Source organism: Coleofasciculus sp. H7-1 (assembly GCF_057473865.1).
In genome coordinates this window covers 1-16,213 of record NZ_JBYCCT010000029.1, presented here as the reverse complement: position 1 = coordinate 16,213, position 16,213 = coordinate 1, and the positions used below count along the sequence as shown (strand labels likewise).

The following is a 16,213-nucleotide window of genomic DNA, read 5'->3' as shown; positions in this document are numbered from 1 at the left end:
ATCGAAAAACGTTGTGTTACTCGAAGTCAGAAGAAATGCTGAAACACTCTATTAGATTGCTACTTCACTACTTGAAACACCAATCGATACCAGCATTTGCGTAATTCATACTTCATTCAGCAACGCCGCTTTGCGTAAGTCCTGTCTTTTACTTTGCGTACCTTGGCGCTTACCTTGGCGCTAGGAGAGCGTTGAAATCTTAAAACTATGAAACTGCTAATTCTGGGATTATCCATTACTTCCTCTTGGGGAAACGGACACGCAACAACCTACCGGGGGTTGGTGCGGGAACTGGCAGCACGGGGACACGATATTCTCTTTTTAGAGCGAGATGTACCTTGGTATGCTGCCAATCGGGATCTTCCCAATCCTCCCTACTGTCGCACTCAGCTGTACTCCAGTCTTGATGAGCTGAAAGACTGCTTTACCCAAGCAGTACGCGAGGCAGATTTGGTGATGGTGGGGTCATATGTGCCGGAAGGGGTAGCAGTAGGTGAGTGGGTAACAACAATGGCGAGGAATGTGACTGCTTTTTACGATATCGATACGCCGGTGACGTTGGCTAAGTTGGAACGGGGCGAGACGGAGTACCTTTGTCCTGACTTAATCCCGAAATATCACCTTTATCTATCGTTTACAGGTGGTCCAACGCTGAAGCGGATTGAACAGCACTACGGTTCGCCGATGGCAAGGGCGCTTTACTGTTCGGTTGACCCGGAGTTGTACTATCCGGAACAGTTTCCTCAGCTTTGGAATCTTGGCTATATGGGAACTTACAGCGACGACCGGCAGCCTAGTCTGGAAAATCTGTTGCTTGAGCCAGCGCGTCAGTGGCAAGAAGGTCGCTTTGTGGTGGCAGGGCCGCAGTATCCGAATAATATTAAATGGCCCAAAAATGTTGAGCAAATCGAGCATTTGCCGCCAGCTCGACACCGTTGGTTTTACAATTCCCAACTGTTCACTCTTAATATTACACGAATTGATATGGTTCGAGCGGGTTATTCTCCCAGCGTGCGTTTATTTGAAGCAGCGGCGTGTGGAACTCCGATTATTAGTGACTACTGGGTGGGTCTGGAAACAATTTTTGAAATTGGTAAGGAAATTCTCATTGCCGAGTCACCCGCCGATACTTTACGGTATCTTCAAGAAACACCGGAAGCTGAGAGGATTGCTATAGGCGATCGCGCTCGGACTCTGGTTCTGGCACAACACACGGCAGCCCATCGAGCCGCTGAATTGGAAGGCTACGTCGGGTGAGCAAATCACTTTGTATTCTTCCTTTAAAAATTAATAACGACTGGAAACTTTTTGCCGATTACTAGGCTTTTGTGGCAATTTCTAGATTCTGGGAAATTCCCGATTTAGCTTGGTTTTGATTGGGCTTAATTCCGGGACTTCTCTTGGCAAAAATGTTTCGTTTATGATAGAAAAACGGTTGGATCTATCTTCGGGAATATTTAAGTTATTTTTAATATTGATTTATCTTGAAGAAAGGCTGTTAACGTTTGGTTCTTAAATTCTGATGGCAAGCCAGCAAGCTAGGTGTGGGGGGTGCCAAGACCTCACGGGACACCAAGGGGACAAGGGGACACTAAAGCTGTATGACCGAGCGATGGCAGCAACCAGCTGCGGCATCGTCATTAGCGACGCCAGTCTACCAAATAATCCAATTATCTATTGCAATCCCGCCTTTGAAAAAATAACCGGGTATTCGACCGCTGAAGTCTTGGGACGAAACTGCCGATTTTTGCAAGGATACGATACAGATCCAGCCGCAATTGAGCAAATTCGTCAAGCTTTGCGGACGGGGAAAGAATGCCAGGTGGTTCTCAAGAACTATCGCCAGGATGGGACGCCTTTCTGGAATGACCTGAGTATTTCGCCGGTGTATGACGACGAGGGTCGGGTGACACAATTTATTGGCGTCCAGACGGATATTACCGAGCGTAAAGCCGCAGAAGAGGCGCAGTGCGAAGGAGAAACACGGCTGCGGTTGGCTCTGGGGGCGGCAAGTATGGGGGTCTGGGACTGGGATCTGGGAACAGGTCAGGTGACTTGGTCTGAAGAGGTGGAAGCGATTTTTGGTCTGGCTCCCGGTTCCTTTGCTGGCACCTACGAGGCTTATCTCCAATGCATTCATCCTGAAGATTGCTACCGCGTAGGGCTGGAGATTGCGGGCATCGTAGAAGTCGGGAAAGACTTAAAGATGGAGTATCGCGTCCTCCGTCCTGATGGAGTTGGCTGGGTGGCGGCGCGGGGTGCCGTTGTGCGCGACGACACGGGGAAGTGCGTGCGGATGATGGGAACGGTGATGGATATTACCGAGCGCAAGCAAGCAGAGGAAGCGTCGCGGCAGCAATTTTTGAGAGAACGGTTGGTCGGGGCGATCGCTAAGCGCATCCGTCAGTCCCTAAATTTAGAGGAAGTTCTCAATACTACTGTGGCAGAAGTGCGGCAGTTTCTTTCGGCTGACCGGGTACTCATTTACCGCTTCGAGCCAGATTGGAACGGAGTTGTGGTTGTAGAGTCGGTCGGTGAGAATTGGACGCCAATTTTAGGAACCAGCATCCAAGATCCTTGCTTTGGGAAAAGCTACGTTTCGGCATACCAGGAAGGTCGGGTTCGAGCGATTGACAATATCTATACTGCTGGTATCCAGCAATGCCATATTGATTTACTTGCCCAGTTTCAGGTGAGAGCTAACTTGGTGGTTCCGGTTCTGCAAGGGGAAAATTTATGGGGGTTGCTGATTGCCCATCATTGTCGGGAACCCCGGCAGTGGCAAGAATCAGAAGTAGAATTGCTCAAACAGCTGAGCGTGCAGCTAGCGATCGCCATTAAGCAATCCACTCTCTTCCAACAGCTAAACGCCGAACTTGTCGAACGCAAACAGGCAGAAATCGCTTGGCTGAAATCAGAAGCGCAGCTAAAAGAACAAACGACCCAACTAAAACAAACCTTGGCAGAACTGGGACAAACTCAATCTCAGCTGATTCAGAGTGAAAAAATGTCCAGTTTGGGGCAGTTGGTTGCAGGTGTCGCCCATGAAATTAATAATCCAGTCTCCTTCATCTACGGCAATCTCGACCATGCTAATCAGTATGCTCATGACCTCCTGAGCCTGTTAAATCTCTATCAAAAGCACTTTCCCCAACCCCCTGCCGAGATTCAAGTTGCAAATCAAGATATAGACTTAAACTTCTTAATAGAAGATTTCCCCAAACTACTCACTTCCATGAAAATGGGAGCCGACCGCATCCGCGATTTGGTCTTGTCGCTGCGGAATTTCTCCCGCCTGGATGAATCCCAGAAGAAGGCGGTTGATATTCATCAGGGCATAGATAACACGCTGTTGATTTTGCAGCATCGGTTGAAAGAAGACAGCTCCCATCCCAAAATTCAGATTATTAAAGAATACGGCGATTTGCCCAAAGTAGATTGTTATGCTGGGCAACTGAACCAAGTGTTTATGAATCTCCTCAGTAATGCGATTGATGCTTTAGAAGAATACAACGCCCAGCGAGTCTCCGCAGGAGGAGCATCGCTGACGCCTGCGGATCTCAAAGCCAACCCCAGCCAGATTACCATTCGCACCTCTTTGAAGGATGAAGGAATCAGGATGCAGGATGAATTCAATGCCGATCCTTATCCCACTCTTCCAGAAGGGCAAAACCCTACATCCCTCATCCCCCATCCTTCCTCGGTTGTCATCCGGATTGCGGACAATGGCCCTGGCATTCCCGAAGCAATTCAGAAACAAATTTTTGACCCCTTCTTTACGACGAAAGCCGTGGGACAAGGGACTGGCTTGGGCTTGTCCATTAGCTACCAAGTTGTGGTAGAGCGTCACGGGGGTCAACTCAAGTGCGTGTCAACACCGGGCAAGGGGACAGAGTTTATTATCGAAATTCCGATCCAGAAGGCAGAAGCGGAATCAGTTATAGGGGCGCATTGTCCAATGCCTCTATCCAGAACGCCCCATCGGGTGGCTTAACACTCCCTAATGGTTGCCAAGATCGGTTTTTTTGCTTTCTCAGGGAAGCTGGAAACCGTTCCATTTTCTTCCAGCAGACCTTCCCCACCCAGGAAGAAAGGGCTGTTGATGAACACATCTTGATGAACACATCTTGATGAACACAATAGAGGCGAATCAGCCTGCGTCTGCGCTAATTTGCTCTTCATTCGGCAACTCCAGACAGTAGCCCGCACCATAGACGGTCTTAATATAGCGCGGGTGGCGGGGATCTGGCTCTAGCTTCGTTCTCAAGTGCCGAATATGCACCCGAATCGTTTCAATGTCATCGTCGGGATCGTAGCCCCAAACTTCTCGCAGGATTTCACTGGGAGAAACTGTTTGACCATGACGCTGGAGTAAGCAGTGCAGTAATTCAAACTCCAGATGCGTTAGCTTCACTGTCTGATTGAACCAAATAGCCTCAAACCGTTCTGGTACTAAGGTCAAAGAGCCATAGTGTAAGATTTCCGAGTGTTTGGCGGCTTGGGGGATGCGGTCTGTCCGTCGCAGCAAGGCTCTGACTCGTGCCAGCATTTCTTCGAGTTCAAACGGCTTGGTCAGGTAATCATCGGCTCCGGCATTAAAGCCTTCCACCTTATCTTGAGTCTGACCCAGTGCTGTCAACATTAACACCGGAATATCGGCAGTGCGATCATCCCGCCGCAAGCGCTGGCAGACGGTGAAACCGTCCACATTGGGCAGCATTAGGTCAAGCATAATCAGGTCTGGTTGCAGTTGCAAAGCCAGTGCCTGACCTTTAATGCCATCTGGTGCTTGGTTGACATCGTATCCAGCCATTTCCAGATTGATGGTGACTAATTCTGCGATCGCAGCGTCGTCGTCGATGACGAGTATCCGGGGCATCACTACTAAATTATCGCTACAGTATTTTAAAGTTTCTATAAGAACCTTTATCGGAATACAAAGATTCCTGTACAGATTATACGCAAGGATTCTAAATTCTTTCTAAAGAAAACACGGGATTGTTAAGACACTTAGCGATCGCGGAAACACTCAAAGGTTGGGATCGTGACTGACGTGAGCGATCGACCAAGATCCCTCAAGTCAGGGGCAGGTAGAATACCCACCCCACCAGATGCACCCATTTAGCTTTGAGCGTTAATCCATTGCCCCAGCGCCTTGCCCATCTTTTTCAGATGAAGGGGGCGCTTGTAACTGAAATTAGAAAGTTGGGCTGCGGGTTTGATAATGCCCCGATTTTTCTCACCGTCACACCAGTACGAGTTAGGAGCAGATTGTGGCGTATCAATGAGAGTAAAGTGCAACAAGCCAATCAATCCAGCGTTTTGCAGTTCTAAGGAGCGCTGTTGTAATTCCTGGTAAACTTTAGCACCTCCCTCATCCCAATCGGTGTTAGCATCAGCCATCAAGAAAAAGTAATCGACCAGAGACGGCTTTTGCAGTTGTGTTTGGATGAATTGAGCGATCGCTATTACTCGATCGGGCATATCATAAAGCTTCGCTTGAGCGGGGGTTAAGCGTTTGCATCCGTTACCCTCATTCCGCCAGGGGCCTTGGGTCACTTGAAACCCAAAGAAATCTACTCCCGGTGCAGCCGCTTTCAAATCGGGTAAATAGTTTTGCAGACCCGTGGGGGAGGCATTAAAGTCACCGAAAGCCAAACCCACTTTCAAATTCAGTCCCGGAACCGAACTCGCTGAGGTACGTAATCTTTGGGCAGCTTCAGCCATTAACTGCCCGAACTTCTGCGGAATACTGGCATCCCACCCATAATTAGCATTGACGGGATCGCGGAGCGTTCCTACCAAATTATGCTCCGGTTCCAGCGATACATACACAGTCCCTTGGGTCTTAGATAGTACGTCTTTAGCGAGGCGATCTAACTCCGAGAAGTACCAACTCTTTCTAGCTTCAATTTCAGCCCAAGTTTTTTTACTTTGGACATCGTGGGTAATCAAGTTAACGATAAAGACGGGGACAACCCCTTCTTTAAACATTCGGTCTGTCGTCGCGCAAGTTTTCTGACCGGCGACACAACCAAACCAGATGGGTTGCCATCCCACCTCTACCCCAAGCGACGCAGCTTTAGGCTTGGGTAAACCGACTTCTTTAGCCACGTCAAGGCTGTGCATCCAAGTTTCTTCCACGTTGCTAGTGTCGCCACCAAAACCAATTAGCAATTGATTATTAGTTTGGGGAGTGCTGGGTACGGGTTGAGGAGTAGCGGCGGAGGGAGGCGGGGGAGGAGTTGGATTTTGGGGAGTAGTAGCGGGGGTCTGAACGATTGTAGGGTTTTGGGAGGGAGTAAAGAGTGTTTGCCCTGTCGTCAGCTTTTTCTGATTCAGAACCATCCGGAACCAGCCTTGAAAAATCACTTGTGTTCCGTTTCGCCGCCTCGTGGTTCTCCGGAGTTGAGAATTTGCTGTATTCCCATTCCAAGCGATCAGCTGCCGTTTGCGGGTTTCCACATAACGGATTGAAGAAACGCGATTTTTTTGTCCATCCACCAAATAAGCAAACAAAAGACCGTAGTTGGGATTGCTGCGTTCGGCTGGAATCCAATACTCCCGACCGCAGGCGGCAGGATTCACTTGTCGAACTCGATTGAAGTGATGGAAAACGTAGTAAAGGCTACCATTCCTATCAACTCCTTTGCGGGGTTGAGTTAGCGTCCCAGAGCTACAGTTATTTTGAGCTGTTGTCTGGCTGGTTTTAGGGTTTTGGGAGGCAGTCTGGGCTGTTGTAGAACCTTGGAGCTGGTTATTTATCAGGTTTTGGGGGAGAGTAGAGGCAGTCTGACTGCGCCTTAGCTGCCTTTTCCAATTCAGAAGCCGCGCGATCGCACCTTGAGAAAGGGCTTGTTTCCCATCTTGCCGCGTCAGGATTCTTCTAAGTAGAGAATTGACTGGATTACCATCCCAAACGATAAGTTTCCCGTTGTTAGTTTCCACATAACGAGTGGAAGAAAGGCGATTTTTGTATCCATCAACCCAATAAACAAATACAAGTCCGTAGTAAGGATTGTTTTGCTCGACTGGAATCCAATACTCCCGACCACAAGCGGCAGAATTCACTGACTCTTGACCTCGACTGAAGTCATAGAAAACGTCATAAACTCTCGTGTCTGTATCGATTCCCCTGGTGGGTTTGGTGATGGTGCCAGAACCACAGTAATTTGTCAGGGCAATCTTCTCAAGAGTGCTGGGTTGGCTGGCTAGGGTTTGCTGTTGTTGAGGCTCAGAAGCAAATTGATTCAGCGTATCCTTAAATACAGCAGTTTGAATGGCAGGTGGGTAAGCAGCAACTGCAACAGAGGAAGAATCGGCATTGGTACTGCTGATACCCAAATTGAGGGTAAAAACTGTGCTTAGCGCTATTGCGAGAAAGCGGTGCAGGAATGTTACCGGGTCAAAGAAGGAGCCTACTAGAGTCGCAACAAAGCTGAGGGTAGCTAAAGCAAGCAGCCGAATTCTACGCATTATGCAGCCGGAAATCTAAATAGATTATTAACTGCTTCCTTTCCCCACTTCATCGGGAAATTTGCTGGATATCTCATTGACTGGTATTTGGCTCTAAGTGCGATCGCGTAGTTCCCACTTTCTCAAACACCATTAATAAACCTAAAATTATGCTAAATATCAGAAACCGGATTTCTCAACCACTTCTACTTCTGGTGTTGACGATTTTTTGAGTCTAGGTACCGCTCATCGAAGTTTCAACCGTGAAAACCCAGCAAGTTGTAAACTATTATTGAAAATGTCTTGACTCCATATTTAATTAAATTGTCAGGAAAATTATCATTACAATTATGAATTGTGGATGTTTCTCTCTCGCTCCAATTGCAAAATCAACTCCCTTATCCCAACAAGTATGAAAATTATACTGAAATAGTATTTGCTACCAAAAACAGCAAGAATTATTTATTGGTTTATAGCCATAATTAAAAATCTTTCATTCCACTTCAACATGAAACATTATTCACCACTTTCCGCAGCTTGACGTAGTGCCAAGAAAGCTTCTTTTAAGGGTTGGCTAACTGCACTTTCAGACTGTTCAAGCACCAGTTCCTGATACGCCTCTAAAAACTGCATACGTAACCGATGGAATAGATGCAAAAAATGACGTAAAAAACTAATACAGTCCAAAGCTACGAATTCAATTCCGCCTGTGCGTTCATAGATGCTTGCAGTATAATTTTTTATCCGTTCGTCAATCACATCTGTAGTAACAAAAATATAATTTTCAACTCTTTTACCAGTATTATTTATTTTTTGGATGGCACGGTCAATATCCTCTTGAGTTATTCGCCTCGTCTTCATCTCGTAGCTAGTTATGACCTGGCTGTCATCGATAAGGGTAATTTCTAAATCGCCTAATGCTCCTGTTTGTTCATCAGCCGCATTATGGGATTCAAGCGGTAAAACTCTCTCTCCTAGATGTTCTGAGGCAGATTGATAAGCCGCAGCTACAATAAGAACTGGTAGGCGACTGGAATTACGGCAGTGCAAATGTTGTGAAATTAGCCCTACAATCGCTTCCGCAGATAGAGGAATTGCATCATCAGAGGCTTTCAACCCAGCCAGTAGCGTTTGCATTCGTTGGCGTCTCTCGTCTCTAATCACCAAAAGGCATCTCACAGTATCAGCCAAAAGGTTCTCTGCTGATACTTGATTAGTATGTACATCAGTTAGTAGCTGAAGGACAGTTTGATAAAGTTTTGGTGGCTTGCCGACCAAATTTACTTCTGGTGTTAGAGTAATATTTCTGTTGCGAAGGGCAGGTGTAAGAAAAGCAGTTGTCGAATTACACGGTAAATCATACTGAGTAATAAAAGCACTTATAAAATATTCATCGTAGGTACGACCTGAATAGCAGTCAGAATCTTTAATTTCAGTGTATGGCTTGCGGATGTCAACACTAGGCTTATGGACTTTTGCTAGTAAACACGCTAACAATAACCTAGCCCCAGCGCGATTTTGTATATTTCTGCATACAAATTCGAGCCGGTGAATAATGTCCGGGTCATTCAAGATGGAACCAGCAATATGATGAGACGCTCTTTGAAAAGCTAAAGCAAGGATATCTGATGGGGTTGACATTGAGTTTCTTTTTCCGGCTCGTAATTAACCCAAAGTACTTCCTGACGTTGTGTTTTTACAGAGTGACAGTTTTTAACGGGAGCTTCAATATAACGCCAGTTGCCATACAATTCGTCCATCAAGTCACAGTGGTAACTAGATAATGCAACTTTGCCTTTAACATTATGAAGAATGTGAGCTAGTTCTCGGTGTTCATCATCTGTCATTTCGTATGCATAAGCGTTGCTGTCACCGCGAGAATCGTGTGGATAAGGAGGATCTAAATAGTATAATGTTTCCTCACTGTCATAGCGTTTGATAACGTCAATTGCTGGACAATTTTCTATCTGAACGCGCAGCCATCTTTGAGCGATTTCTGCTAAATCTTCCACGCTTCCTAACCATCTGGAGACAGCGCCAGCCATGCCTGCGCGACTTGTTAGTAAGCAATGTGCCCATCTGCCTGAACTGGCTGTTTGTGCAAGCCCAGTTCTAACCTGTCTAGCACGCACAAAAAAGCGTCTGGCTCTTTCTAAGTCTGATAGCTTTTGGTTAGGTTGAGAAATCGCAATTTCAAATTCTTCACGAGAGAAGGGAGTTAAACCAATTGCTTCGATTAAAGCGCCTTTCTGTTCGCGAAGTACGCGAAAAAAGTTAACAACTTCTCCATCAATATCGTTGTATGTTTCAACAGGTGAAGGTTGCCGATTGATCAATACCGCAGCCGAGCCACCAAAAGGCTCACAATAGTGCTGAGTTTTTGGCAACAAGGGCAGCAGCCAATCAAGATGGCTGAATTTACCACCATACCAACCAAAAGCAATTAATTTAGCCATTTTTGTTGTCTTAGTTGCTGGTTTTAGTAACGAATTCGCGGGTCGATGTAAGCATTGATGATATCAATCAAAATGCTAGCAACTACTACAATCGACGCAAAAAATACCATGATTCCCTGCACAGTAGGGTAATCTCGTAAGGAAATTGCTTCATACAGTCGATTTCCTAAACCAGGCCAAGAAAAGGTAACTTCTGTTAAGACTGCGCCGCCAAGCAATGCGGCTAAAGTAAGCCCCAGGACGGTAATGACTGGAATCATGGCATTTTTCAGGGCGTGGGCCAAGAGAATCCGCGATTCTGGAATGCCTCTGGCTCTAGCAGCTTCTACATAATCCGCCTTGAGGGTTTGCTTCAAGTTCACCCGTACAATCCGCTCGAAAATACCGCTGAGGAGGATTCCGAGGGTCAAGCTGGGGAGGGCGAGATAATGCAAGGCGGTGAAAAAATGCTCCAAGTTACCGCTCAGGAGACTATCAATCGTGTAAAGACCTGTGATGAGCGGTGGGGGTGCTGAAGTTAGGGGAAAGCGAGATCCCAGGGGAAACCAGCCTAGCTGAACCGAGAAAATCAACTGTAGAATCATCCCTACCCAGAATATCGGCAGCGAGTAGGTGATGATGCCAAACAAACGACCGCTAGCGTCTAAAACCGTACCGGGACGGGTGGCGGAAAGGATGCCAACGCCGACGCCGACCAGGAAAGCGATCGCCATACTAAATACTGCCAATTCTACCGTCGCGGGGAAGTATTTCTGAATCTCACCCCAAACATCTTGACCCTGACTGGTCAACGAAGTCCCCAAATTAAAGCTGAGTAAGGAACTCAGATAGCGAATATATTGCAACGGCAAGGGGTCTGATAGCCCCAACTGTTGACGATACTGCTCTTTGACGCTTTCTGGGGCGCGACCGCCTAAAACCGCATCCACCGGGTCGCCTGGGGTGGCACGGAGGAGCAAAAACACTAGGGTGATGATGATCCATAGCATCAAGGGTGCTAGGAGAAGGCGGACGAAGATGTAAGACTGTAGGGCTTTGGAACGAGACATTTCTTTTTTAACGCAAAGGTTCGCAAAGGTTTACGCTTTCGGTAGCGCAAAGGTGTAACTCTGTCAGGACTTACGCAACATCACCATATTTGGGGGCAACCACGAGGGATTGCCCCTACAAAACACTATATGTATAAGCTTTGCGTAAGTCCTCTCTGTGTAACGAGAGCGCTACCGAAAGCGTTCCTTTGCGTTGAAAAGGGAATTGTAAAGCTAACCGTTCGCTACTTTTTAATTGTCCAGAAGGCGAAATCCTGGGTGGGGTTGATGCGAAGACCGCTGACGCCTTTTTGGGCAAAGGCGAAGTCTTTACTTTGCCAGAGAGGAACGTAGGGAACATCTTTGGCGAGTAGGTCTTGAATGTCCGCAAAAATCTTCTTGCGGGCTTCGGGGTTTTGCTCTTTTCGTTCTTGGGCTATCAGCTGGTTCATGCGATCGCTGTAATAAAATGACCCCTGATTCTGGCTTGCGCCGTCTTCACAGCCGTTTGCTGCCGATCCTTTAGAACACTCCAGAAATGGCTGAACGTAGTTGTCAGGGTCGAGAAAGTCTGGATACCAATCCAGCAAGACTGTCTGATAAAGACCTTGGGGGACGCTTTTAAAGAAGGTGGCGGAGTCTACGGTGTTGATTTCAAATTGCAGGGTTCCTCCCAGTTGTTGATCTGCCACTGCTTTGAGGGTACTGGCAGCAAGTCGGCGAGTCGGGGAAGTCGAGGGATACCAAATTTGTAGTTTCAAGGGGTTGGTGGGGGAGTATCCGGCTTGCTGCAACAGTTGTTTTGCTTTTTCGGTGTTGCCATCCCCGTACTGGTCTTTAAATACTGGCTTGTAGACATCAAAGGTGGTGGGCACCATACTGTAGAGGGGTTCGGCTTGATTTTTGAGCGATCGCTCATTCACTAAAGGTCGGTTGACGATGGATGCGATCGCTCCCCGCACGACTGGGTTATCTAGCGGCTTGCTCTTGGTATTCAGCACCATAAAGCTGGCAGCACTGCCTTGAGATTCGATCGCTTGCCAGGTGCCTTTTGACGCCCCATCTTTTAAGCTTTGGATTTGGTCGGGATCGAGGGATAGGTAGGCGACATCCACACCCCCCGTGCGAAATGTGTTAAACAAGTTGGCTGAATTACTCAGCACTTGCACGTCAATTCCTTTATTTGCCGGTTTCTCGCCCCAATATTGGTCAAAAACATCCAATCGCTGCGACTCACTGCTAAACTGAGCCAACTTGTAAGGGCCAGTTCCCACAAATGTGTTTGGCTTAAATTTTCCGGTGCCAATTTCATAAGCTTTGGGTGAAACCGCAGCGGCACCAGAAAATGCCAGCAGGGCGGGAAAGGCGGCAAACGGCTTTTTCAGCTTGATGGTTAACTCATAGTCGCCGGTCGCCTTCACTGAGTCCACCGTATCGCCCAGCAGAAATGACGGCTTCCCTTTGTTTTCGATAAAGCGTTGCAGGGAAAATTCCATTGCTTTGGCGTTAAAAGGAGTGCCATCGTGGAAGACGACGCCCTGACGCACGGGAATCGTGTAAGTTAACCCGTCTGGACTCACTTTCGGGAATGCCGTCGCCAGTTGCGGCTTGAGTTGGGTGCTTCCCAATTCGTAGGTATACAGGCGATCGCTCATGTTATAGAGCAAGTAGGCGGCTGCTAGCTCGTAATTATCTGCCGGGTCCATCGTCCGTGGCTTCTGGGTGGTACCGATGGTAATCCGACCCGAATTGGCACCACTAGGACTGGGAGAAGTCGCTGAATCAGACGCCGGTCGCTTCCCACAGCTGATCGCGAGAAAACAACAAAGACAAAACAGACAAAAGAATTGTCCGATGAACCGCCACCGATGAATAGACAGGCGTCGCCACTTCATAAATTAACGTATGCGCTCTTTCAAATCGACTTAGATATCTCATTAAAGCCGATTAAGCTGAAAGCTGAGTGTTGACCCTGGAAGTGCTAGATCGAAAAATACAGCGGGAAAGATTTTGCATCCTTGGGTTTGACGAATACTCGCTGTTGCGGCTGCAACTCTAACTGGTCGAACCGCTCTCGCGTGATATGAGCCATGACTACCTGACCATCGTCTAATATTAATTCCGCCTGAATTTCCCAGCCGAGATGAATCAAGCGGTTCACTCTTGCCGGTACGGAACTGCCGTTGGGGTTTGTGTCTACGACTACATCATGGGGACGCAGAAATATCTCAGCTTGGGTCGAATCAAACCCGTTTGCCTCGAAAATGCGGGAAGTGCTAGGCAACACATTCACCGGGCCAATGAAACTCATGACAAACGGTGTCGTTGGGCGATCGTAAATCTGAGCGGGTGTGCCGATTTGTTCGACTCTGCCTTTGTTCATCACCACAATTTCATCGGAAACTTCCATTGCTTCTTCTTGGTCGTGGGTGACGAATACTGTGGTGACGTGGACTTCATCGTGCAGGCGTCGCAACCAAGCCCGCAAATCTTTACGAACTTTGGCGTCTAAGGCTCCAAAGGGTTCATCTAGTAGCAATACTTGGGGTTGAACTGCTAATGCTCTCGCTAAGGCAACTCGTTGCCGCTGACCGCCGGAGAGTTGGGAAGGGTAGCGATCGCCTAGTCCGCTCAGTTGCACTAACTCTAGCAATTCTTCCACCCGCGCTTTTACTTTGCCTTTGGGAGTTTTTTGGATCTCCAAGCCAAAGGCAATATTTTTGCGGACGGTGAGGTGCTTAAATAGGGCATAGTGCTGGAATACAAACCCGATATTCCGGTCTTGAACGCTCTGATGAGTGGCATCTTGACCCGTAAGCCAGATTTTGCCGCTATCTGGCATTTCCAGACCGGCTATCAGTCGCAGCAGTGTAGATTTACCAGACCCCGAAGGTCCTAAGAGCGCTACCAGAGAGCCTGATTGAATTTCTAAGTTGACTTCGTCAACGGCTTTAAAACTGCCGAACTGTTTAGAGACGTTTTCAACAACAATGCCCACTGCTTTCGACCCCTAGACAAGAATATTTTTTTAGCTATCCTATCTGGGTTTTCATTGACCCATCAAACTCAGAATAGACTAATCTCCGGTTTATCGATGAGATTAACGTACATATATACCATACATATATACATTTATAATGCCTTGACGTTGTTTGATGCGTCAGTCCTGAGATGCGATCCAACGACAACAACCAAGGGCGCAAGTTTTCAATGTGTTAAGCTCTGTTGCAATTCAGTCACAACCCCCGCGATCCCACTGGGACAACCGAAAAGTCCGTGATACCATCTCAGCTTGTAGCCGTAAGATAATCGGGAGAATAGCTTTGGTACTACGGGTTGCTGTTGTGGGATCGGGTCCGGCGGGTTCCTCTGCTGCCGAAACGCTCCTTAAAGCTGGAATTGAGACTTACCTGTTTGAGCGCAAGCTAGACAACGCCAAGCCTTGTGGCGGGGCAATTCCGCTATGCATGGTGAGCGAGTTTGACCTACCGCCGGAGATTATTGATCGGCGGGTCAGAAAAATGAAGATGATCTCACCTTCCAATGTTGAGGTGGATATCAACATTGAAAAAGAACATGAATATATCGGTATGTGCCGCCGCGAGGTATTGGATGGATACCTACGCGATCGCGCAGCTAAATTGGGTGCTTCTTTAATTAACGGCACTGTTTATAAACTCGATATTCCCACGAATAATACTGACCCTTACACCTTGCACTACGCCGATCACTCAAACGGTAGTGCTGAAGGAACCATGAAAACCCTGAAAGTCGATCTGGTGATTGGGGCAGATGGGGCGAATTCCCGCATTGCTAAGGCAATTGACGCTGGGGATTACAATTATGCGATCGCCTTCCAAGAGCGCATTCGCCTGCCAGAAGATAAAATGGCTTACTACAACGACCTGGCAGAAATGTACGTCGGTAACGATGTTTCCACCGACTTCTACGCCTGGGTATTCCCCAAATACGACCACGTCGCCGTCGGTACCGGCACCATGAAGGTGAACAAAGCCGACATCAAAAATCTGCAAGCAGGCATCCGCAAGCGTGCCGCTAGAAAACTCGCAGGCGGCGAAATCATCAAAGTCGAAGCTCACCCGATTCCAGAGCATCCCAGACCCCGCCGCGTTGTCGGTCGCGTTGCTCTAGTGGGAGACGCCGCCGGAACGGTTACGAAGTCTTCTGGCGAGGGAATTTACTTTGCCGCCAAGTCAGCGCGGATGTGTGCGGAAACCATTGTAGAAACCTCCAACGGTGGCACCCGCATCCCCACAGAAGCCGACCTGAAGCTGTACCTGAAGCGTTGGGATAAGAAATACGGCATCACCTACAAGGTGCTAGACATTCTGCAAACCGTCTTTTATCGCTCCGATGCCACCCGCGAAGCTTTTGTGGAAATGTGCGCCGACAAAGACGTGCAGAAGCTTACCTTCGATAGCTACCTCTACAAAACAGTAGTTCCGGCAAATCCCTTGATTCAGATGAAAATTACTGCCAAAACTATTGGTAGCCTGCTGCGGGGTAACGCGCTAGCTCCTTAGTGGTTTTTATCAGTAAGCGGAAACATTTGAGAAGCAAAAAAACCTAGAACATTAACAAATTGCTTTTCAGCCAGCGTTGGATCTTAAGAATCTAACGCTGGTTTTTTCTATGTGTACAGGACTTACGCAAAGCTTATACATATAGCGTTTTTTCGGGTTCAATCCCCCTGTGGTTGCCCTTACTATGTGGTGATGATGCGTAAGTCCTGTATATTTCACCCAACTGATAAAATGCGTTAACTTTCTACCAAGGGCTACCAATCATTGTGAAAGCCGACCAGAAATAAGGATGCTTTAGGTCTTTATCTCCTATTGATGCAAGAGAGGAAGGTAGAGGCATATTGCCATCGGGAGTATGCAGTTGTCCTCCTTCTAGTCGCACCTCTCCCTTCAACATTGCCAACTGCGCCTGTCGCAAAGCTTCCGCCTTGATAGGGGCTTTTTTCAATTCTTTGTAGAAATCTGTCATCAGCCCCAATGTGCCTTCATCGCTGACGTACCAAAGACTTGCCAGCGCTGACTTAACGCCTGCTTGCACGGCAAACCCTGCAAAGCCCAACTCCGCTTCCTCATTTCCTAGTGCTGAACGACAGGCACTTAGGACTAACGGGACTTGAACTTTGTTCAAGCCCAAACAAGCCCTAAATGGGCTAGGTGTAAGGCAAATACGTCAGTATTCTCCTGAAGCCAACGGACAAACCGATAGGATATAGCTGTTCTAAAAGCTGAC

10 protein-coding genes and 2 pseudogenes are annotated in these 16,213 nt (G+C 47.7%); 4 read left to right on the top strand and 8 right to left on the bottom strand.

Features of this window, described 5'->3' with window-relative positions:
• The 3 genes and pseudogenes from AC2VDX_RS08025 to AC2VDX_RS08015 all read left to right on the top strand — a co-directional run.
• Window positions 1-104: pseudogene (locus AC2VDX_RS08025) on the top strand (IS1 family transposase); the annotation flags it as partial.
• Between the two features lie 103 nt (window positions 105-207).
• A complete protein-coding gene (locus tag AC2VDX_RS08020) occupies window positions 208-1,257 on the top strand; it encodes a CgeB family protein (protein ID WP_378178093.1) in 1,050 nt (349 codons plus the stop codon).
• Between the two features lie 265 nt (window positions 1,258-1,522).
• Window positions 1,523-3,994 carry a PAS domain-containing sensor histidine kinase gene (locus AC2VDX_RS08015; RefSeq protein WP_378178091.1) on the top strand — a complete coding sequence of 824 codons (2,472 nt, stop codon included), beginning with the start codon at window positions 1,523-1,525 and terminating at the stop codon, window positions 3,992-3,994.
• A 156-nt stretch (window positions 3,995-4,150) separates the two neighbouring features.
• On the opposite strand, the gene AC2VDX_RS08010 is transcribed toward AC2VDX_RS08015, so the two are convergent.
• The 7 genes from AC2VDX_RS08010 to AC2VDX_RS07980 form a co-directional block, all read right to left on the bottom strand.
• Window positions 4,151-4,879, bottom strand: a complete 729-nt coding sequence (locus AC2VDX_RS08010) for a response regulator transcription factor (RefSeq protein WP_378178089.1) — start codon at window positions 4,877-4,879, stop codon at window positions 4,151-4,153.
• Window positions 4,880-5,121: 242 nt separating this feature from the next.
• Window positions 5,122-7,476, bottom strand: a complete 2,355-nt coding sequence (locus tag AC2VDX_RS08005; protein WP_378178087.1) for a hypothetical protein — start codon at window positions 7,474-7,476, stop codon at window positions 5,122-5,124.
• 495 nt (window positions 7,477-7,971) lie between these two features.
• Complete coding sequence (locus tag AC2VDX_RS08000) at window positions 7,972-9,096, bottom strand: restriction endonuclease, SacI family (protein WP_378178085.1); 1,125 nt, start codon at window positions 9,094-9,096, stop codon at window positions 7,972-7,974.
• Window positions 9,066-9,911, bottom strand: coding sequence for a DNA adenine methylase (locus AC2VDX_RS07995; protein WP_378178083.1), 846 nt, complete (start codon window positions 9,909-9,911; stop codon window positions 9,066-9,068). Before AC2VDX_RS07995 ends, AC2VDX_RS08000 begins: the two co-directional genes overlap by 31 nt.
• A 23-nt stretch (window positions 9,912-9,934) precedes the next feature.
• Window positions 9,935-10,960 (bottom strand): ABC transporter permease, encoded by a 1,026-nt coding sequence (locus tag AC2VDX_RS07990; RefSeq protein ID WP_378178081.1) that lies wholly within the window; start codon window positions 10,958-10,960, stop codon window positions 9,935-9,937.
• A 224-nt stretch (window positions 10,961-11,184) separates the two neighbouring features.
• Window positions 11,185-12,834, bottom strand: a complete 1,650-nt coding sequence (locus tag AC2VDX_RS07985) for an ABC transporter substrate-binding protein (RefSeq protein WP_378178079.1) — start codon at window positions 12,832-12,834, stop codon at window positions 11,185-11,187.
• An 86-nt stretch (window positions 12,835-12,920) separates the two neighbouring features.
• The gene (locus AC2VDX_RS07980) at window positions 12,921-13,937 is read right to left on the bottom strand and encodes a sulfate/molybdate ABC transporter ATP-binding protein (RefSeq protein WP_378178077.1); all 1,017 of its coding nucleotides are present in this window, start codon (window positions 13,935-13,937) and stop codon (window positions 12,921-12,923) included.
• A gap of 325 nt (window positions 13,938-14,262) precedes the next feature.
• On the opposite strand from AC2VDX_RS07980, the gene chlP reads away from it, so the two are divergent.
• On the top strand, window positions 14,263-15,483 hold the full coding sequence (gene chlP, locus AC2VDX_RS07975; protein ID WP_378178075.1) for a geranylgeranyl reductase: 1,221 nt from the start codon (window positions 14,263-14,265) through the stop codon (window positions 15,481-15,483).
• A gap of 244 nt (window positions 15,484-15,727) precedes the next feature.
• Here chlP and AC2VDX_RS07970 read toward each other — a convergent pair.
• A pseudogene (locus AC2VDX_RS07970) lies at window positions 15,728-16,117 on the bottom strand (CHAT domain-containing protein); the annotation flags it as partial.
• Between the last annotated feature and the right edge of the window lie 96 nt (window positions 16,118-16,213).

Coding starts and splice junctions, on each gene's coding strand:
- AC2VDX_RS08020 (WP_378178093.1), top strand. CDS start 208: ATGAAACTGCTAATTCTGGGATTATCCATTACTTCCTCTTGGGGAAAC.
- AC2VDX_RS08015 (WP_378178091.1), top strand. CDS start 1,523: ATGGCAAGCCAGCAAGCTAGGTGTGGGGGGTGCCAAGACCTCACGGGA.
- AC2VDX_RS08010 (WP_378178089.1), bottom strand. CDS start 4,879: ATGCCCCGGATACTCGTCATCGACGACGACGCTGCGATCGCAGAATTA.
- AC2VDX_RS08005 (WP_378178087.1), bottom strand. CDS start 7,476: ATGCGTAGAATTCGGCTGCTTGCTTTAGCTACCCTCAGCTTTGTTGCG.
- AC2VDX_RS08000 (WP_378178085.1), bottom strand. CDS start 9,096: ATGTCAACCCCATCAGATATCCTTGCTTTAGCTTTTCAAAGAGCGTCT.
- AC2VDX_RS07995 (WP_378178083.1), bottom strand. CDS start 9,911: ATGGCTAAATTAATTGCTTTTGGTTGGTATGGTGGTAAATTCAGCCAT.
- AC2VDX_RS07990 (WP_378178081.1), bottom strand. CDS start 10,960: ATGTCTCGTTCCAAAGCCCTACAGTCTTACATCTTCGTCCGCCTTCTC.
- AC2VDX_RS07985 (WP_378178079.1), bottom strand. CDS start 12,834: ATGAAGTGGCGACGCCTGTCTATTCATCGGTGGCGGTTCATCGGACAA.